19 protein-coding genes and 1 pseudogene are annotated in these 18199 nt (G+C 41.9%); 12 read left to right on the top strand and 8 right to left on the bottom strand.

What is annotated here, in order from left to right:
- From ACH2DQ_RS11790 to ACH2DQ_RS11765, 6 genes are all read left to right on the top strand, one after another.
- The coding region (locus ACH2DQ_RS11790; RefSeq protein ID WP_395026841.1) for a type II secretion system F family protein at window positions 1–429 on the top strand (429 nt) is incomplete at its 5' end.
- A gap of 11 nt (window positions 430–440) precedes the next feature.
- Window positions 441–767, top strand: a complete 327-nt coding sequence (locus tag ACH2DQ_RS11785; protein ID WP_394910995.1) for a hypothetical protein — start codon at window positions 441–443, stop codon at window positions 765–767.
- An 11-nt stretch (window positions 768–778) separates the two neighbouring features.
- Window positions 779–1276 (top strand): DUF4860 domain-containing protein, encoded by a 498-nt coding sequence (locus ACH2DQ_RS11780; RefSeq protein WP_394910994.1) that lies wholly within the window; start codon window positions 779–781, stop codon window positions 1274–1276.
- 64 nt (window positions 1277–1340) lie between these two features.
- Window positions 1341–1778, top strand: a complete 438-nt coding sequence (locus ACH2DQ_RS11775) for a hypothetical protein (RefSeq protein ID WP_394910993.1) — start codon at window positions 1341–1343, stop codon at window positions 1776–1778.
- Between the two features lie 14 nt (window positions 1779–1792).
- On the top strand, window positions 1793–2311 hold the full coding sequence (locus tag ACH2DQ_RS11770) for a hypothetical protein (RefSeq protein ID WP_394910992.1): 519 nt from the start codon (window positions 1793–1795) through the stop codon (window positions 2309–2311).
- Window positions 2312–2322: 11 nt separating this feature from the next.
- Window positions 2323–3378 (top strand): type IV pilus twitching motility protein PilT, encoded by a 1056-nt coding sequence (locus ACH2DQ_RS11765; RefSeq protein WP_394910991.1) that lies wholly within the window; start codon window positions 2323–2325, stop codon window positions 3376–3378.
- Window positions 3379–3467: 89 nt separating this feature from the next.
- Here ACH2DQ_RS11765 and ACH2DQ_RS11760 read toward each other — a convergent pair whose 3' ends face one another.
- Window positions 3468–4268: an AraC family transcriptional regulator gene (locus ACH2DQ_RS11760; protein ID WP_394910990.1), complete on the bottom strand. Its 801-nt coding sequence runs from the start codon at window positions 4266–4268 to the stop codon at window positions 3468–3470.
- Window positions 4269–4404: 136 nt separating this feature from the next.
- Here ACH2DQ_RS11760 and ACH2DQ_RS11755 point away from each other — a divergent pair, with 136 nt between their 5' ends.
- Window positions 4405–5727, top strand: coding sequence for an alpha-glucosidase/alpha-galactosidase (locus ACH2DQ_RS11755; protein ID WP_394910989.1), 1323 nt, complete (start codon window positions 4405–4407; stop codon window positions 5725–5727).
- 134 nt (window positions 5728–5861) lie between these two features.
- On the opposite strand, the gene ACH2DQ_RS11750 is transcribed toward ACH2DQ_RS11755, so the two are convergent.
- Window positions 5862–6311 (bottom strand): hypothetical protein, encoded by a 450-nt coding sequence (locus ACH2DQ_RS11750; RefSeq protein ID WP_394910988.1) that lies wholly within the window; start codon window positions 6309–6311, stop codon window positions 5862–5864.
- Between the two features lie 383 nt (window positions 6312–6694).
- Here ACH2DQ_RS11750 and ACH2DQ_RS11745 point away from each other — a divergent pair, with 383 nt between their 5' ends.
- The gene (locus tag ACH2DQ_RS11745) at window positions 6695–7606 is read left to right on the top strand and encodes an AraC family transcriptional regulator (protein ID WP_394910987.1); all 912 of its coding nucleotides are present in this window, start codon (window positions 6695–6697) and stop codon (window positions 7604–7606) included.
- Between the two features lie 66 nt (window positions 7607–7672).
- On the opposite strand, the gene ACH2DQ_RS11740 is transcribed toward ACH2DQ_RS11745, so the two are convergent.
- The 3 genes from ACH2DQ_RS11740 to ACH2DQ_RS11730 all read right to left on the bottom strand — a co-directional run bounded on the left by ACH2DQ_RS11740 (window position 7673) and on the right by ACH2DQ_RS11730 (window position 10941).
- Entirely contained in the window at window positions 7673–8503 is an 831-nt protein-coding gene (locus ACH2DQ_RS11740; RefSeq protein ID WP_394910986.1) for a carbohydrate ABC transporter permease, read from the bottom strand.
- Window positions 8504–8517: 14 nt separating this feature from the next.
- Window positions 8518–9414: a carbohydrate ABC transporter permease gene (locus ACH2DQ_RS11735; protein WP_394910985.1), complete on the bottom strand. Its 897-nt coding sequence runs from the start codon at window positions 9412–9414 to the stop codon at window positions 8518–8520.
- Window positions 9415–9576: 162 nt separating this feature from the next.
- On the bottom strand, window positions 9577–10941 hold the full coding sequence (locus ACH2DQ_RS11730; RefSeq protein ID WP_394910984.1) for an ABC transporter substrate-binding protein: 1365 nt from the start codon (window positions 10939–10941) through the stop codon (window positions 9577–9579).
- A 518-nt stretch (window positions 10942–11459) separates the two neighbouring features.
- Between ACH2DQ_RS11730 and ACH2DQ_RS11725 the strand changes: the two genes are divergently transcribed.
- Both ACH2DQ_RS11725 and ACH2DQ_RS11720 read left to right on the top strand, forming a co-directional pair.
- On the top strand, window positions 11460–11693 hold the full coding sequence (locus ACH2DQ_RS11725; RefSeq protein WP_395026835.1) for a DUF6783 domain-containing protein: 234 nt from the start codon (window positions 11460–11462) through the stop codon (window positions 11691–11693).
- A gap of 55 nt (window positions 11694–11748) precedes the next feature.
- Window positions 11749–12405, top strand: coding sequence for a YesL family protein (locus tag ACH2DQ_RS11720; protein ID WP_394910982.1), 657 nt, complete (start codon window positions 11749–11751; stop codon window positions 12403–12405).
- A 102-nt stretch (window positions 12406–12507) separates the two neighbouring features.
- On the opposite strand, the gene ACH2DQ_RS11715 is transcribed toward ACH2DQ_RS11720, so the two are convergent.
- Window positions 12508–14700 carry an alpha-galactosidase gene (locus tag ACH2DQ_RS11715; RefSeq protein ID WP_394910981.1) on the bottom strand — a complete coding sequence of 731 codons (2193 nt, stop codon included), beginning with the start codon at window positions 14698–14700 and terminating at the stop codon, window positions 12508–12510.
- A gap of 520 nt (window positions 14701–15220) precedes the next feature.
- Between ACH2DQ_RS11715 and ACH2DQ_RS11710 the strand changes: the two genes are divergently transcribed.
- Both ACH2DQ_RS11710 and ACH2DQ_RS11705 read left to right on the top strand, forming a co-directional pair.
- Window positions 15221–16579, top strand: coding sequence for a citrate/2-methylcitrate synthase (locus tag ACH2DQ_RS11710; RefSeq protein WP_394910980.1), 1359 nt, complete (start codon window positions 15221–15223; stop codon window positions 16577–16579).
- 1 nt (window position 16580) lies between these two features.
- On the top strand, window positions 16581–17042 hold the full coding sequence (locus tag ACH2DQ_RS11705; RefSeq protein WP_394910979.1) for a MarR family winged helix-turn-helix transcriptional regulator: 462 nt from the start codon (window positions 16581–16583) through the stop codon (window positions 17040–17042).
- A 256-nt stretch (window positions 17043–17298) separates the two neighbouring features.
- Here the strand turns inward: ACH2DQ_RS11705 and ACH2DQ_RS11700 are convergent, their stop codons facing one another.
- Window positions 17299–17937, bottom strand: coding sequence for an AAA family ATPase (locus tag ACH2DQ_RS11700; protein ID WP_394910978.1), 639 nt, complete (start codon window positions 17935–17937; stop codon window positions 17299–17301).
- 18 nt (window positions 17938–17955) lie between these two features.
- Window positions 17956–18199, bottom strand: a pseudogene (locus ACH2DQ_RS11695) (ABC transporter ATP-binding protein); the annotation flags it as partial.

The raw sequence follows: 18199 nt of genomic DNA, 5'->3' as shown, positions 1-18199 counted from the left end.
CAGCACAAGATAGCCCTGGGACGTTTTGCCAGCGGTATGTTCCTTACGCTGAGCAGCGGTCTGGACATAGACCAGAGCCTGACCATGACCTCAAAGCTGGTTGATAACACGGAATTACAGGAAAAGATCAAAAAGTGCCAGGCTGCCCTGGAAGAAGGGGAAAGCTTTTCCCATGCCGTTACCCGTTCTGAACTTTTCTCAGGAGTCTATGCACGAATGATTGCAGTGGGTTTTAAAACCGGTAATGTAGATGAAGTGATGAGGAAAGTAGCTGACCAGTATGAGGAAGAGGTTGACAACCGGATCGAAAAATTGATTGCTGTCCTGGAACCTTCTCTCGTTGTTGCTCTTTCTATCATAGTAGGTGTTATCCTGCTTTCTGTTATGCTGCCGCTTATGGGTATCATGTCCAGCATCGGACCGTTTTAGGAGGTATTGTTATGAACCGTTTTCACCAGTTACCTTTTCACCGCAGAATAAGAGCCGGTTTCCTGATACCGATTTGTACTTTTGGACTTGTTATGATTATATTTTTATATGGAATTGGCAATATCTCAGCTACAACTGATGCAGAACAGCAGAGAACCCTGGCTGATGCCCTGAGGCGCTGTGCCGTACAGAACTACGCCCTCACCGGTTCTTATCCGGATACCCTGGAAGACCTGCTGGCACATTATGCTGTGGCATTTGATGAAAATAAGTATATTATCCATTACGAGCCCTTTGGTTCTAATATTATGCCAGATATAACCATTGTTAAAAAATAGGAGGCTGCCTTATGAAGAATTTCCGGTCAAAGGAACACGTTATTGATATAGTATTCACCCTGTCCCTGTTCTGTGTTTTCGCAGCTTCAGCGCTATTTGTGGTTCTGATCGGTTCTAACGTTTATCGCTCTACCGCCGGGCAGATGGCAGAAAATAATTCTTCCCATACCGCCTTATCCTATATATCAGAAAAGATCCGGCAGGCTGACGGTACCGGAGATATATCCATTACAAGTCTGTCCGGCACCGATGCCCTTGCTCTTAAGACCCAATATGAAGGGCAGGACTATATTACTTATATATATGAGGATCAGAGTGAGTTGAAGGAGCTGTTTGCCAAGGCAGACTCTGCCGTATCCGCTTCTTCAGGCCAGTCTATTACAGATATTACCTCACTTAATATGGAAGAAGTACGGGATGGACTATACCATTTTGCTGTTTCTACAGAGGATGGTAATCGTATCGACCTCTATATCCATCCGAGAGCAGAATCGGAAAGTCAATCGTGACAGCCATTAAAAAGCAATTTATTAGCACGCTTCGGAAGACATAGAATAAGAAAGAAGGATCCATATGAAAAAAAATACTCCTTCCAAATCCAGTTTATTTTTAATCGAATTAATTATTGCCATATTGTTTTTCACAGTAGCAAGCGGCATCTGCATTCAGCTATTTTCAAAATCTTTCTTGCTCAGCCAGAGTTCTAAAAATTTGAGCACGGCATCCCGGCTGGTATCAAATACGGCTGAAGTGCTGGAAAGCTGCGGCGGATCCCTGGAAGAAGTGCAGTCACTTTTCCCCGAAAGTGTGGCTGACGGAGATTCCATACGCTTCTATTATAATGCCTCCTGGGAGAAATGCAATGAAGCTGATGGCAAGTTTACGCTGATCGCTACCGTTACCGGGGATACAGAAAAAAGCGTCTCCATCTCATCCTATGAAACAGAAAAACCGGAAAAGCTGATATATTCTCTTGCAACCCAAATAAACATTCCTCATACACTTGAGTGACAGAAAGGCCGTTTATGATGAAAAAGAAAAAGAAGCACACTTTTTTAAATATCGGAACTTCTTCCATTCTGCTTGTATTTGTACTTTTGTGTCTGGTAACCTTTGCCATTCTTTCTATTGTAAATGCCAACATGGATTATCAATTGAGCAAGAAGAATGCAGACCATACCAGTGCCTATTATCAGGCGGACTTAAAAGCCAAGCAGGAACTGGCTGAAATTGATGATATTTTATACAGAGAATATAACTCGCAGTCTTTTTCCGACGCCGAGTCTTATTATACTCACATAGTAAAAGTGCTGTCAGATGCGGGTACCTATACCTTTAACCAGGATCTTTCATCACCCAGAATGTCCTATGAGGTGCCGATTACGGAAAATCAGATATTGAACGTAACTCTCGAACTGCATTTCCCAACACAAACCGGTGAACACTTCTATCGTATTATCACCTGGAACAGCCAGTCAGACAGCAGCTGGGAACCGGAAAGTAACGTACCTGTATTCAACGGAACTTTTGAATCTGAATTTTAGGAGGATTTTTCATGGAAATAAATGAGCTCTTGGAGCATGCAGTTGAAGCCGTGGCATCAGATGTTTTTATTGTAGCCGGGCTTCCTCTGTCCTATAAAGTTAACGGCACTATGGTGCATGACAACTCAGATCGGCTTATGCCAAACGATACCGAAACGATCATAACGGAAATATATCAACTTGCCGGAAACAGATCTATGCAGATTCTTCTGGATAAAGGAGATGATGATTTTTCTTTTTCCATCACCGGCCTCTCCAGATTTCGAATCAATGCATACCGCCAGCGTGGTTCCCTGTCTGCGGTAATCAGAATCATACGTTTTAACCTGCCTGACCCAAAGGAATTCGGAATTGGTGATCATATCCTGCGGCTTGCAGAATTTAACAAAGGGCTCGTTCTGGTTACCGGTCCTGCGGGAAGCGGAAAGTCCACAACACTCGCCTGTCTGATCGATGCCATTAACTCCACCAAGGAAAGGCATATCATCACACTGGAAGACCCTCTGGAGCATTTGCACCGCCATAAAAAAAGTATTGTAAGCCAGCGTGAGATTAATACGGATACGGAAAGCTATCTCATCGCTCTGCGGGCTGCTCTGCGGCAAAGCCCGGACGTCATTCTGCTTGGTGAAATGCGTGACTTTGAGACAATACAGGTCGCCATGACCGCTGCAGAAACGGGTCATCTGGTATTCTCCACCCTCCACACCATAGGGGCTGTAAATACCGTAGGAAGAATTATCGATGTATTCCCGCCAAGCCAGCAGACTCAGATCACCGTCCAGTTATCCATGGCATTACAGGCAGTTGTATCCCAACAGCTGGTTCCATCCGTTGACGGAAAACTGATTCCTGCCTTTGAGGTATTGACACTGACCCCTGCAATCCGGAATATGATCCGTGAGAACAAAATCCCACAGATCGACGGGACTTTATATTCTTCCTCTTCGGATTCCATGTTCTCCATGGATGCCAGTCTGGTAAACCTCTGCAAAAAAGGCCTGATAACAGCTAAGACCGCCATGGAATACGCGGTGAAGCCGGATATGATACAGCGGAAGCTTTAATCCTTCACAGCCCATGGGTCCCATCATGCTGGATAAACCTGCTTTGCGGCAGTAATCTGCTGCTGCAAAGCGTCCCTGCCTCAGCCAGCCTACTTGATACTATTCTGATACCGCTGATACTGTTTCGGCGTCATATCTGTAAACTTCTTAAAATGATTGCAAAATGAGGCTGCGTCCTTAAATCCACAGGAATACGCAGTTTCTGTGATACTGTACTTCCTCGTTTCCAGCATATTCATAGCTGTTTTTAAGCGGAATTGAATTAAAAACTGCTTTGGTGCACACTGCTCAACCTCCATAAAGATTTTATACAGATAAGTCCGGTCAATTCCAACATACTTGGCGATATCGCTGATTTTAATGGGGTATCCATAGTTATGGCAGATATAGTCAACCGCCTTTTGGAAATACTGCTGTTCATAACTTTCTTGTGGTTCATCCGATTCTCTCACCATAAGTGCCATGACCTGATAGAACATACCGGTCAGTTCAAATTCATCTTCTTCATGCTCCAAAAAGATCTGAGCAAGTTTTTCCATTCTTTCTAAAAACAGATCTGTCTGTTCCGGGTGAAAGGTCAGTTTATGTTCCCGAAACCCGGTTCGTTTTAATATCCGCTTTGCCTCATATCCATCAAAAGCAACCCAGGCATACTCCCAGGGCTCCCGGTCATCTGCCCTGTACAGGGTCATCTCATTTGGATAAATTAAAAAAGCCTCGCCCTGCTGCAAATAAAATTTTTGTCCTCCTGTTTCATAGGTCCCCTTTCCTTTCAAAACCACATGCATCAAGTAGTGGGGACGCAATGCCGGTCCAAAAAAATGACCGGATTCACATTTCTCCCGCCCGGCATAATACACCGACAGAGACTTTGAATACCTGCTTTCCATATATCCTCCTTTCTATTACCTTTCAACAAATCAACAATTTTTACGAAACAATTTAGATAGTCTCTCCATAGGATATATTATATAATAATTTACAACAGATAACAAATATAATCCACTTAAAACCAGGAGGTCTCATATGATTAAAATAACATTTATGGGTGCCGGAAGCACTATATTTGCAAGAAATGTACTGGGTGACTGTATGTGCACCCCAGCTTTATGCGAAAGTGAAATAGCACTCTATGACATCGACAGGCAGCGTCTTGAAGATTCAGAAATTATTTTACAGGCAATCAACAAAAACGTAAATGAAGGACGAGCTACCATTAAGACTTATTTAGGAGTAGAAAATCGTAAAGATGCACTCCGTAATGCAAATTTTGTTGTGAATGCAATACAGGTAGGCGGATATGATCCCTGCACGATTACAGACTTTGAAATCCCCAAAAAATACGGCTTAAGGCAGACAATTGCAGATACCCTGGGAATCGGCGGTATTATGAGAGCCCTGCGTACTATTCCGGTTATGGCTGATTTTGCAAAAGATATGGAAGAAGTATGCCCAGACACTCTTTTTATGAATTATACCAACCCTATGGCTATGTTAACCGGTTATATGCAGCGCTATACCAAAATTAAAACCGTAGGTCTGTGCCACAGCGTTCAGAAATGTTCTGAAGATCTGATGAAAGCCCTTGGCATGGAAGATAAACTGGATGGCAGACGGGAACTCATCGCCGGAATCAATCATATGGGATGGCTTCTGGATCTCCGTGATCAGGACGGAAATGATCTATATCCCGAAATCCGTGAACGTGCTGCAAAGAAAAATGCAGAAGAAAAACATGATGACATGGTTCGTTACGAATATATTAATACATTGGGATATTACTGTACAGAATCCAGTGAACATAACTCCGAATATAATTCTTTCTTCATTAAATCCAAATATCCGGAACTGATTGAAGCATACAATATTCCTTTAGATGAATATCCAAGAAGATGTATCAAACAGATCGCTGAGTGGGAAAGTGAAAAGGCCTCTATTCTGAAGGATGGCAAGATCACCCATGAACGTTCCCTGGAATACGCTTCTTACATTATGGAAGCCGTGGTTACTAATAAACCTTATAAAATAGGCGGTAACGTATTAAATACCGGTTTGATTGACAATCTGCCTGCAGATGCCTGTGTAGAAGTTCCATGCCTTGTAGACGGCAGCGGAGTTACTCCATGCCACGTAGGACGTCTACCGGTACAGTTAGCTGCTATGAATATGACTAATATTAATCCTCAGCTGCTGACCATTGAAGCAGCCGTTACCAAAGACCGCAGCCATATCTACCAGGCTGCTATGATGGACCCCCATACCGGAGCGGAACTTAATATCACTGACATTAAAAAAATGTGTGATGAATTAATCGAAGCACATGGGGATTACATGAAAGATTTCCAGTAATAATCCGATAAACATACTATATCAGGGGCGCCCTAAATGCAGTAATTAGGGTGCCCCTTTTTTATCCTTCCACTCTTAATGCTTTATATTTATCCAGTACATAAATAAATAAAAATAAACGCAGTTGCAGATTTTTACATCAATTTCTGAAAGTCATCAACTGAATTAGAAGCTGCCGCTATTCTTATCCACCCCGACAATTTGTCCACATCCTTTTCAGATATAATTTTCTGCCTCAAATCATCTGATACAGTACCTTTCATACCCAGAAATTCTACGATAGCTTCTGCCTTTCCCTGAGACAGCCCCTGAGATAATCCCTGAACTATCCCCTGAGAAATCCCATCATCTACCAGCATTTGACCTAATCTTGTCATATTCATTACCTCCTTTACTTCATTTATTTCTTCATATTTTAAAAACTTTTCTGCAAGTGCGTAAATTACGGCTTGTATCTTTTGGGCTTCTTCTGCTTTTAAACAAATTTCTCTGCCGACAATCTGAAGTGCATTCTTTATCCTGTCTTTCATTGATATTTTTCCCAGCATCAGCGGAGTCAGTGCCAGGGCAACCATTTCCTGCATATAACCTCACTTTCCATATACTAATGCAGAAATTTACCTATTTCAAAAACAGAGCAAATCAGAAATTGCTCCACATATAAGATAATGGCTGAATTTATATTTTTATTTTTTAATTGAATTTCGCTTTGAAATAAAGCGTAGAATAAAATCAGAAATTAGAATTTAGTGCTTAATGCTTATAAATAGATAAATTTCGCATCTAACCACTATCTTATTAAAAATAATAGCAAACTAATTCTTTGCTGTCAATATGTATTCAGAATATACTTTTCTATAGAGTCAGAAAATGCCTGTTTCTCTGCAATCCCCACACCCTCTTTAAGTTGACGCATTTCCCCCGCTATATTATAATAAACATACAGTTAAATAGAGGAGGGGATTACATGGAATTACAGGTTGGTTATACCGACTCTGCCAACTACAAGTGTCTGGAAGACCTGCAGCGTGACTATGTGGATCTGTACCTGAGCTATTGTGGGATTGAAAATTGTGAAGCCGGATTTGGCTTTGGGCCCCAGACCAGGACGGAATATGTAATACATGTCATAACGAAAGGCAGAGGCTTTTTTCAAGTAGGCAAAGAAATATATCCTCTGGAAAAGGATCAGGCTTTTTTAATTACACCTGGTGTAGAGAGTTATTACGAGGCTGATAAAGAAGATCCCTGGTCATATATTTGGATAGGATTTAATGGTCTGAAGTCCTATGAATGCATTTCAAATGCCGGTTTTTCAAAAGAAGAACCTACTATTTCACTTAATTGTACGGACAAGCTGATTTCCTGTATTTCCCAAATGCTGGAAGCTCGACAGCTTACATACGCAAATGAACTAAAGCGGGGCAGCTTATTAATGCAATTTATGGCTTTCATCATTGAAGACTATTCCCTTCGGGATCAGGAGCATATTAACTACGATTATTCCGGAGCAATCTATGTAAAGCATGCCATTAATTTTATGTCCCACAACTACTCGAAAAAGATAAAAATTAATGACCTGGCTAATTATATCGGCATTAACCGAAGCTATCTTACCAATAGCTTTAAAAAAGCAATGGGTGTCTCACCACAGGAATTCCTGGTAAATCTTCGTATGAATAAAGCGGCTTCTCTCCTACAAAAAACGGCTTTACCAATCAGTACGATTGCGATCCAGGTTGGCTATGACGACCCATTGGCTTTTTCCAAGATATTTAAACAAAAATACAGTGTCAGCCCAAAGGCATTCCGGGAAATGCCGGAGCAGCTTGTGACACTGGGTAAAAAAAATGATTACGTAAATGTACGCTCATTGTAAGCAATTTAATCCAAAGCTTCTGAGTGTAAAAGGGGGCGTTTTAAGCGTCCCCTTTTGTATTTCTCCTTATAATTTCCCACCAGAGGTTGCAATACCTTCGATGAACTGTTTTTGGAAGATTACATAAATAATGATCATCGGCAGGCAGGCGATCAGAGATGCCGCCATCAGTTCCGGGAACTTTGTTACATACTGTCCCTGCATTTTAGCCAGTGCTGCAGACAGGGTAAGCATATTCTTGTCTGTATTTACAATCATCGGCCACATCAGGTCTTTAAATGCGAATACCGCTGTAAAGATACCCAGTGCCACCATTGCTGATCTTGTGAGCGGTGCCATAATAAAAAGGAATGTCTGTCCGATATTACAGCCGTCCAGTCTCGCTGCCTCTTCCAGATCATTTGGCAGTCCCATGTATCCCTGTCTCAGCAGAAAGGTTCCAAATGCTGTAACAAGACCCGGGAAGACCAGCGCAAAAATGGTATTCATCATACCCATTTTACTGATCATTAAGTACTGAGGAATGATAAAAATCTGTGCCGGTATCATCATCTGGAATAACACCAGTGAAAACATCAGGTTTTTTCCTTTAAAATTCAGACGTCCGAAGGCATACCCCGCCATAGTAGCCGTGATAACCGCACACAAAACTCTTCCAACAATTAACAATAATGTATTTTTATAAAGCAGCAGGAAGTTCATATTATTCCATACCGCCTTAAATGCGTCTGTTCTCCACACCTTGGGGAAAATTACAAACGGGTCTACCTGCGTTGCTTCTGTTACCGATTTAAATGCCGTTAATATCATCCAGAGGAAAGGCACAAGCATGGTAATAGAAATTAAAATCAATATGACATGAATCAATACCGAAACAGCTTTTCTCTTTGTTTCCATTGCTTTCCCTCCTTCTAATTATAGTGAACCCATTTTTTCTGTCCGATCATTTGGAATACGGTAATAATCATGATTACTACAAGAAGCAGCACAACGATTGTTGAACCGTAACCGAGGTTTTTCTCCGTAAAGGAATAACGGTAGAACAGATACACCAGTGACTGGGTCTTTTCCAGCGCCGGATTGGATTTATCCATCACCATGAAGATCAAGTCAAATACCTGTAAGGCACCGATCACTCTTGTAACTAATACAAAGAAAATCGTAGGGGAGATCAGCGGAATGGTAATATGGAAAAACTGCTTGATTCCGGTGGCGCCGTCAATTTCCGCAGCTTCATAATAATCATGGGGAACCTCCTGTAATCCAGACAGGAACAATACCATATTGTAACCGATGATTGACCAAACGCCGATAACTGCAATGGCAAATACTGCGATCTTAGGATTGGAAATCCAGTTTGTTTTTGTATGGAGCAGATTGTTGATCAAACCAAAATCAGAGTTATATAACCATCTCCAGACCATTGCAATCGCTGCTGGAGCAGCAACCATCGGCAGGAAAAAAATCGTTCTGTATACGCTGCGTCCCTTCATCTTGCGATTCAGAAGAACGGCCAATACTAGTGCAATTGCGATTGAAAAAGGCACTTCCACAATTGCGTATTTAAAGGTATTTAAAAGCGCCTGCCATACCTGGCCATCATTGAATAACTTGGTATAATTAGCTGCGCCAACAAATATATTTCCTTTGCCAAAATCTCCGGTCTTGAAAAAACTCTGGTAAATCGTCTGAATAATCGGGATAATATTCAAGACAATCAAACCTATCATAGTTGGTAATATAAACGCCCAGCCCCAGAGAAACTCATTGCGGGCACGTGCGGTTCCTTTTGCTCTTGGTTTTGCCATATCCTCACTCCTCTTTTTATGTATTGCAAATCATTGGATGAAAGCGTAAAAAAGGTGCAATCTTCACCATTACGCCAGAGCATGTCTAAAATAGCTTTCCGGCTTACATTTTAAACAGACTCTGGCACCTTTTCTAAGCTGCTAATTCATTTATTAGAAGCATTACTCCTCTGCAAGAATTGCATTCATTTCTGTTGCTGCTTCTTTACAAGCATCTTCCATGCTCTTATCACCGGTCCATGCATTCTTTAAGATTTCGCTAACCTTGTTTTCCCAGGTAACTGTCTTTATAGAATATGGTCTGATCACCATGTTTTCCGGTTTCATAACATCCAGGAAAGACTGGAGATTAAATTCCGGTACAGACTGTGCCCATGCATCTGAGGTTCCGTTATAAGCTGACATGGTAACACCTAACTGTGCCTGTTTTTCCTGTGCTTCTTTTGAACCTAAATATTCGATTAACTGCCATGCTTCGTCTGTATGGGAACCATTTGCTGCAGCTGCCCAGCCCAGTCCGTTATAGATTGTCTTTCTTGTTCCGTCCGGTGCGCTTGGAATTACCGCAAAGCTTGCGTTTTCTTTGGAATATTCATTGTCACGATAGTAAGCAACCATCCAGGAACCCTGGGGAATCATCGCAACTTTTCCGGAAGTAAATAATGCCTCCGGATTTGTCTCAGACATTGTCTCCTGGCTTGGCATGGAACCGTCTTTAATCATCTGTTCGATAATCTGCATTCCTTTGATTGTATTTGGGTCGTCATAACCGGAAGTTTTCTTGTCATCGCTGATAACCTTACCGCCCATATCATAAATCATATTGTAATAACCATCCTGGTTATTGGTATTGCGGATTGCGGTTCCATACTGGCTGCCATCATCTTTCGTCAGTTTTTTAGCAGTTTCCACAAAGGTATCCCAGGTCCAGGTATCATCCGGATAAGCAACTCCGGCATCATCAAACATTTTCTTATTATATACCAATGCTACGGTATCCACGTCCTTTGGAACTGCATAATACTTTTCATCGTAAGTATACAGCCCCCAGATATCTTCCGGATAGTTCGCCGGATCAATTACATCACTGCCGGAAATCTTATCTGTTAAGTCTAATAACATGTCGTTGGACATATATCTGGAACTTTCATTAGAATGCATCCAGAAAACATCCGGTAAAGTTCCACCCTGGGCACCGGCCTCTAACAGCGTCCAATATTCGTCCCAAGTTACAACCTGGAGATTGGTCTTGATTCCCGTTTTTGTTGTAAAGTCACCCAGAATTTGATTTATGCCCGGCTCCTGGTTTGCGTCCCAGATCATAACGGACAGAGCATCACCAGAAGCGGTATTCTCTGCAGATTCACTTCCTGCAGCCTGTGTCTCTTCTGCAGCCTGTGTATCTCCGGCTGCCTGAGTTTCCGGTGCTTTTGTTCCTTCCGTACTGCCGGATCCACCCCCGCACGCGGTAAGTGATAACGCCATTGCTGCTGCCATAGTCAAAGTTACTACCTTTTTCAATTTCATACTTATTTCCTCCTTTAAAATAAATATTGTCTAATGTTCCAGTATGCTCACCTTTTTTCATTCGGTGTTTTCTAACTTGTCCCTATTATATCAAATATGGTAAAATGTTAAATGGTTAATCGTAGTGTTTTTATGTCAAAATGTTATATATACATAATTAAAATTAATTTTTATGTGCACTTTGACCACATAAAGGGTTTTCCTTTAAAATATCAAAAGTCTGCTCTTTATTTTTTGCACATTATATCTATGTTTTAGTTATTTTTTTGTGCATTATTATCCCATGGCACCATATAAATATCACATTTTTCCATGTTTTTTGCCCTATTCTATGAGAAAACGACATTTCTCCACTATTTTAGCCCAAAACACAAATATCATACCGGAGGATTACATTTTTCCTCTTATTTCCTCCTGGATGATAACGAACAGATGGCAGCCAGGATACAGGATATATGATAACACCGCATAAGATTTCTGATATTACAAATTTAACATAGATTGTTTACACTATACCATTGCTATTTTACAGAATAATACCTATAATTTTTGACAATGATTTATATCATCTGCTATACTGTTTTAGAGCGTATTTGAAAATTCATTCCCGCCATCTGCACGCCCCACTTTGCGGCATATTTGCCCCGAATTCAGGTTACGTAGCCCGCTACGCGCCCTTCATCCGGGACAAATCTCCCACAAAGTGTGATGCACAGCTGCGAGAAAGCAATTTTTTTACACGCTCTAACTAAATTTCATATTACCATACAGACATACTGTATAAGATACCTGAAAGGTGGGACCATTATGGGATTCTTAAATCCAGACAACTTTTTAAACAGATTTTTTGGCAAAGTAGGAGATGTTATCACGTTGAATCTTTTGTTCATCCTCTGTTCTATACCACTGTTTACCATAGGGGCATCTGCAACTGCTCTTTACTATTCCTGCATGAAAATGATAAAGGGGGATGAAACCATTGCCAGAAAGGATTTTATAAAATCCTTTAAAGAAAACTTTAAACAATCCACGATCGTTTGGCTGGTATTTGTAGTAATTGCCGTTATACTGATCTTCAATATACAGTTTTTGGTTACGCAAGAGTCATCCTATGGAAATATGCTGAAGTATCTTTCCTATGGTATCTCAGCAATTGTCGTTTTCGAATTGTTATACATTTTCCCGGTAATCGGTGCATTTGCCAACTCCACCAAAAACCAGATGAAAAATGCATTCCTATTCACCTACATGCACATTCCATCAACCTTAGTAATGGCTCTGCTGTGGGTAATACCATTAAGCCTTACTTTTACCGATTTAAAGCTGGCACCCCTGTATCTGTTCTGCTGGTTTTTCTTTGGCTTTGCTCTGCTTGCACTGATTTGTTCCTGGTTTTTTTATCGTATTTTTAAAAAATATCTTCCCGCTGAGGAAGAAGAAACAGAAACTGCAGCTCACATGTAGAAAGAGATAATACAGAAAACTACAAGACTCTGACATATCAGAATATAAAAACTGCCCCCTGTTATACAGAGAGGGCAGTTTAATAATAATCCTAACTCATAATTATACTTCTGTAAATGAAAACTCCACCGCCTGATAGTCACCGGCTGTACGCGGGAATAGGATTCCCCCGTTCATAAGGGCTTTCCCACTATGGATTTCATCCGTTCCATTTACACGGTATTTTTTATCGGGATCCAATCCCTTTAACTTTACATGGATTCTTGCCATATTTGCAACTGCCTGGAGTACCACACCATGCAGAAGTGCCTCTGATTTATCCACGGAAACATATTCCCAGGCTGCATAGTCATCACGTTCAAATGGATTGGAGAGGCGGTAGTAATCTCCAAAATGAATGACATCGTAATATTTTTTGAATCTCTCGATCTGCTCTGTTACCATACCTTTTTCTTCATCCGAAAGTTTGTTCAGATCCAATTCATAGCCAAAGCTTCCTGCCATAGCCACAATACCTCTCGTTTCAAAAGGCGTAATCCTTCCGGTCTGGTGGTTTGGAACTGCCGATACATGGGAGCCTACTGAAGAAATGGGGTACGCAAAGGATGTCCCGTACTGTATCTTGACTCTCTCAATGGCATCCGTATCATCGCTGCACCAGTACTGCGGTGAGTAATATAGCATTCCTGGATCAAAACGTCCGCCTCCGCCGCTGCAGCCTTCAAAAAGCACATCCGGATATTTTGCTGTAAGCTTCTCCAGAAGATCATAAAGCCCCAGTACATAACGGTGTGGAATCTCCATCTGGCGGTCTTTGGGAAGATTTGCACTGTACAGATCACAAATGCTGCGGTTCATATCCCATTTTACATATTCGATATTGGCGCTGTCTAAAATATTGCTGATCTTTGTGAACAGATAATCCCTTACATCTTCTCTTGTCATATCCAGAACCAGCTGGAAGCGGGAACGGTTTGGCTTTCTGCCCGGCATGGTAAACGCCCAGTCCGGATGCGCCCGGTATAAATCACTGTCCTCGCTTACCATTTCCGGCTCCAGCCAGATGCCAAATTTTAATCCAAGGTCATTTACCTGCTGCACAAGGGGTTCCAGTCCGCCTTTTAATTTCTCTGTATTCACATCCCAGTCTCCCAGACCGGTAGTATCATCGTTTCGCTTGCCAAACCAACCGTCATCCATTACCAGCATTTCCACACCCAGATTTGCGGCTCCTTTAGCAATGTCTAAAATCTTTTCTTCGTTAAAATCAAAATAAGTTGCTTCCCAGTTATTTAAAAGGACCGGTCTTCTCTGCTTTTTATATTTTCCTCTGCACAGATGATGCTGGAATGCTTTGTGGAGTTTTCTTGACATGGCACCTAAGCCTTCTCCGCTGTAAACCATCACAACCTCGGGAGTGATGAACTCATCTCCAGACTCCAGTGTATAAGCGAACTTCTGGCTGTGAATACCCATTACCGCACGCACCTGGTTCAACTGGTCCAGCTCAATCTGAGCTTCAAAATCGCCGCTGTACACCAGTGAAATTCCATAACAGTTTCCGTAATCTTCCGTTGCATCTTTATCGCAGAGAATCACAAAAGGATTGTGATGGTGGCTGGACGATCCTCTCGTGCTGCCCACCGACTGAATTCCATGAAACAGAGGAACCCGCTCCATCTGGCGCTCCATGGCGTGACGTCCGTGGAAATGCATCATATCCCAGTCCCCATAAGGCAGGTCCAGGCACACAGAAGCTGCTTTCTGCAAAATTACAGGCTCCGGATTCCCATTTTTAATTTTAACCGCTCTTGTAATGATATCAAACTTTTCCCATACACTATAGCATAAAGTAACTTCCAGATTTGTTACCATGTCCTTTAGCACAATTTCCAGCGTGTCTGCATCCTCTTCATCACCATACATGGCCGGAAGCCCCTGAAGAGCATATTTTCCGCGTACAATGGAATATGATACATAGCGAAGATCTGTTCCCCGGGTTCCGTCCGCATTTTCCACCGCAATACTGTTAATGCGGTAATCGCCGATTCCATTGCTGGTATATTCCTGCGGCTGCACATCCAGCGAAAAGGTACGGTCCTTTCCTGCCTCATAAGGGTTTCCTGCGAAGGACACGTCCCACATCTGGGATAGATATTCCATATCATCCCCATCTATCTTACCTCCATAATACTGATGAAGCAGTATTCCCCATGCATTTACTTTCATCTGATAGGCGGCATTATCTGTCGTTAACGTAAATAACTTCTGCTGTTCATTTACTACAATTCCCATTTATGTTCTCCTTTTCCGCTAACCTGTGATTGATAACAGTCTGTATATGTCCTTTTGGCGACTGCCGCGAGGGTTGCAGCGTTACAAATTTATGTCCCATTGCTTGCAGCGTAGTTTTTGACTCTTCAAACACCTGTTAAGAGCAATTTATAATTTTTATTATCTTATCATATATATTTTCTGAATTGAATGGAGTTTTCACGCTAATACATGGGAATTTGTGAATTCCCACGCAAAACTTATCCTATAGTAACATAAAATATTAAATTTTTTTAAAATAGTTGCATATGCAATCATTTTATGGTATTCTTTTTTTAGTTGCATGTGCAATCATTTTGCACCTGCTCATCAGAACTAGCACCGCCCGAAGTATTTACCCCGGGCGGTACCAGGAGATTTGTAAATACCTGTGACCAGTATATGTTTGACTATTTATGCAATTCTGTACTGGCTGCAATGATTTTCAAAGACATCCTTAACGAAGTTCTGAAATTTTTACAAGAAAAGGAGATTGATTTATATGAACTATGATAAAGAACAGCAGGAATTACAGAAATTAACCGGCCTATGCAAAGAAAATGGTAAAATCGACCTTGGACTCTATGAGAAATATAACGTTAAAAGAGGCCTTCGAGATATCAACGGCAAGGGTGTCCTGACCGGTCTCACTAAAATATCCAATATTCAGTCTTCTATTGAAAAAGACGGGAAGAGTTATCCTTGCGAAGGCAAGCTTTTATATCGCGGCATTAACGTACAGGATCTGGTTAAGGGCTTTATTACAACTAATACATATGGATTTGAAGAAACGGCATATCTTCTGATTTTCGGAAATCTGCCAAATCAGAAAGAATTAGATGATTTTAAGGAATTGCTGGGCAGTTATCGTACTCTTCCTACCAATTTTGTACGAGATGTTGTTATGAAAGCTCCTAATAAGGATATGATGAATTCTCTTGCAAAGAGTATTTTGACACTGTCCTATTACGATCCCAAATCAGACGACATTTCTGTGGAAAATGTACTGCAGCAGTCCCTGAAGATCATCAGCGTAATGCCTATGCTTGCTGTATATGGATACCATGCTTTCAATCACTATGAGTGCGATGAAAGTTTATACATACATAAGCCTGACCCATCCCTTTCCACTGCCGAAAACCTTTTAAGACTACTTCGTCCGGATAAAAACTATTCAGACCTGGAAGCACGTGTACTGGATCTCGCCCTGATTCTCCACATGGAACACGGCGGCGGTAATAACTCTACATTTACCACACACGTAGTTACCTCCTCGGGAACCGATACTTATTCTGCAGTCGCAGCTGCCCTGGCTTCCCTGAAAGGACCAAAACACGGCGGTGCCAATATTAAAGTAGTGGAAATGATCCAGAACTTAAAAGAAACTGTCAGTGACTGGACCGACGAAACCCAGGTACATGACTACCTTGAGCAATTAATGCGCGGGGAGGCATTTGACCGCAAAGGTCTGATCTATGGCATGGGACATGCGGTATATTCCATTTCCGATCCAAGAGCCCAGGTGTTAAAATCCTTTGTAAAACAGCTTTCGGAAGATAAACACCGGGAAGATGACTATAAATTATACTCCATGATCGAGACCATGGCTCCTCGTATCATCGCAGGAGAGCGCGCCATCTACAAAGGCGTAAGCGCCAACGTGGATTTTTACAGCGGCTTCGTGTACAGCATGCTGGATATTCCGGAACAGCTCTTTACTCCTATTTTTGCCATTGCCAGAATAGTCGGCTGGAGCGCTCACCGCTTGGAAGAGTTGATGAACATGGGAAAAATTATCCGTCCTGCATACAAGAGTGTATTAGATGACGGAGAATATGTCCCGATGAGCGAGCGAAAATAAAATGCATACCGATGATGACATTATTTACCCTATCAGCCGGCTCGCATCTTCTCTTTACCGTTTGAGCCAGCGGTATTATGACCGCGAGCTGGAAGAAGTGGGAATCAGCGGCGGACAGCAATTTTTTCTGTTGCATATTGCAGACCATGAAGGTATCAGCATATTGGATCTTGCCGGAACCGAACACTTTGACAAAGGAACCACCGCCAGAGCCATCCGGAAACTGGAAACCCTTCGATATGTTGTCCGAGAAAAGGATAAGTACGACAAAAGAATCAGCCGTCTGTTTATCACCTCCCATGGCAGGGAGGCAATACAGAAACTCTATGAGGTCCGAAAAAAATGGAACCGTATACTCACCGAACATCTGACAGATTCCGATGCCGGAGAAGTAGAACGCATCATGAAGATCTTAATTGACAACGCATGGAATTATCTGGAGGGTCCCGGGGCTCCATCCTGACAGCAATGATCCTGACAAAAATGATCCTGACAGCAATGATCGTAACCGTGCCGAATATTTTGCCACACATTTATTCCCGCGAGCAACGAGCCAAACGGACACGCTGGCGCGTCCATTTGGCGACTGCCGCAAGGGTCAAAGATATGCGCAGATCCACATGAATATTCCGAAAATATAACAGGCGCAGTGCCAACGGGTATTTTCCAGAAAACAGTTTTTGTTTTCTTACCCTATGGCACTGCGCCTGATATTCATTTTATTCGTTTTCCAGCATTTCCCGGAAACGGATTTTAATATATGCTTCTATTTCTTCCACACACTTATCAAATCCCAGTTTACTGCTGTCCAGACACAAATCATAGTTTCTGGCATCATTCCATTCTCTTCCGGTGTAGTAGCGATAGTAATCCCCACGGTATTTATCCGTTTTAGCGATGAATTTCTCCATTTCCTTCCAGCCGAGAGAGGAACGCTCAAGAGCTCTTGCCATACAATAAGTCTTTGGCGCATGTACGAATACGCTGACAACATTGGGATTATCCCTCAGAACAAAATCCGCACACCGTCCGATGATCACGCAGGATTCTTCCTGTGCCAGTTCTTTGATTACCTTTGCCTGATAGTTAAATAGATTGTCATTAGATACGAAATCATCACTTTCCGGCGGAATCAGTTCTCCCTTATAAACCCGCTTAGTAATTCCAAACAAAGGGCTGCTCTTTAATTTTTCATCAGCCTGGTTAAACAGTTTTTCGTCAATCCCGCTTTCATCAGAAGCCATTCTTAAAATCTCTCTGTTATAGCAGTTGATACCGTTTTTCCTGGCAAACATCTCTCCGATTGTTTTACCGCCGCTTCCATACTGCCTCGCAATCGTTACGATTACATTTTCCATAAAAACCTCCTTTTCCTGTTATTCTCCCAGATATGCTTTCTTAATCGAATCATCCATCATTAATACAGATGCTTCTGCTTCTTTTACAATATTTCCAGTCTCCAGTACATATGCCCGGTCAGCGATGGACAATGCCTTTTTCGCATTCTGTTCAACCAGCAATACTGTTGTTCCGCCTGCACTGACTTCTTTGATGATGTCAAAGATCTCATTTACAAAAATCGGAGAAAGACCCATAGACGGCTCATCCATTAAAATAATT

It is taken from the genome of Robinsoniella sp. (genome assembly GCF_034124845.1).
This window is presented reverse-complemented; position numbering and strand designations above follow the sequence as displayed.

Excerpts from the sequence above, each read along its gene's own strand:
- ACH2DQ_RS11785 (WP_394910995.1), top strand. The coding sequence starts at position 441 with ATGAACCGTTTTCACCAGTTACCTTTTCACCGCAGAATAAGAGCCGGT.
- ACH2DQ_RS11780 (WP_394910994.1), top strand. The coding sequence starts at position 779 with ATGAAGAATTTCCGGTCAAAGGAACACGTTATTGATATAGTATTCACC.
- ACH2DQ_RS11775 (WP_394910993.1), top strand. The coding sequence starts at position 1,341 with ATGAAAAAAAATACTCCTTCCAAATCCAGTTTATTTTTAATCGAATTA.
- ACH2DQ_RS11770 (WP_394910992.1), top strand. The coding sequence starts at position 1,793 with ATGATGAAAAAGAAAAAGAAGCACACTTTTTTAAATATCGGAACTTCT.
- ACH2DQ_RS11765 (WP_394910991.1), top strand. The coding sequence starts at position 2,323 with ATGGAAATAAATGAGCTCTTGGAGCATGCAGTTGAAGCCGTGGCATCA.
- ACH2DQ_RS11760 (WP_394910990.1), bottom strand. The coding sequence starts at position 4,268 with ATGGAAAGCAGGTATTCAAAGTCTCTGTCGGTGTATTATGCCGGGCGG.
- ACH2DQ_RS11755 (WP_394910989.1), top strand. The coding sequence starts at position 4,405 with ATGATTAAAATAACATTTATGGGTGCCGGAAGCACTATATTTGCAAGA.
- ACH2DQ_RS11750 (WP_394910988.1), bottom strand. The coding sequence starts at position 6,311 with ATGCAGGAAATGGTTGCCCTGGCACTGACTCCGCTGATGCTGGGAAAA.
- ACH2DQ_RS11745 (WP_394910987.1), top strand. The coding sequence starts at position 6,695 with ATGGAATTACAGGTTGGTTATACCGACTCTGCCAACTACAAGTGTCTG.
- ACH2DQ_RS11740 (WP_394910986.1), bottom strand. The coding sequence starts at position 8,503 with ATGGAAACAAAGAGAAAAGCTGTTTCGGTATTGATTCATGTCATATTG.
- ACH2DQ_RS11735 (WP_394910985.1), bottom strand. The coding sequence starts at position 9,414 with ATGGCAAAACCAAGAGCAAAAGGAACCGCACGTGCCCGCAATGAGTTT.
- ACH2DQ_RS11730 (WP_394910984.1), bottom strand. The coding sequence starts at position 10,941 with ATGAAATTGAAAAAGGTAGTAACTTTGACTATGGCAGCAGCAATGGCG.
- ACH2DQ_RS11720 (WP_394910982.1), top strand. The coding sequence starts at position 11,749 with ATGGGATTCTTAAATCCAGACAACTTTTTAAACAGATTTTTTGGCAAA.
- ACH2DQ_RS11715 (WP_394910981.1), bottom strand. The coding sequence starts at position 14,700 with ATGGGAATTGTAGTAAATGAACAGCAGAAGTTATTTACGTTAACGACA.
- ACH2DQ_RS11710 (WP_394910980.1), top strand. The coding sequence starts at position 15,221 with ATGAACTATGATAAAGAACAGCAGGAATTACAGAAATTAACCGGCCTA.
- ACH2DQ_RS11705 (WP_394910979.1), top strand. The coding sequence starts at position 16,581 with ATGCATACCGATGATGACATTATTTACCCTATCAGCCGGCTCGCATCT.
- ACH2DQ_RS11700 (WP_394910978.1), bottom strand. The coding sequence starts at position 17,937 with ATGGAAAATGTAATCGTAACGATTGCGAGGCAGTATGGAAGCGGCGGT.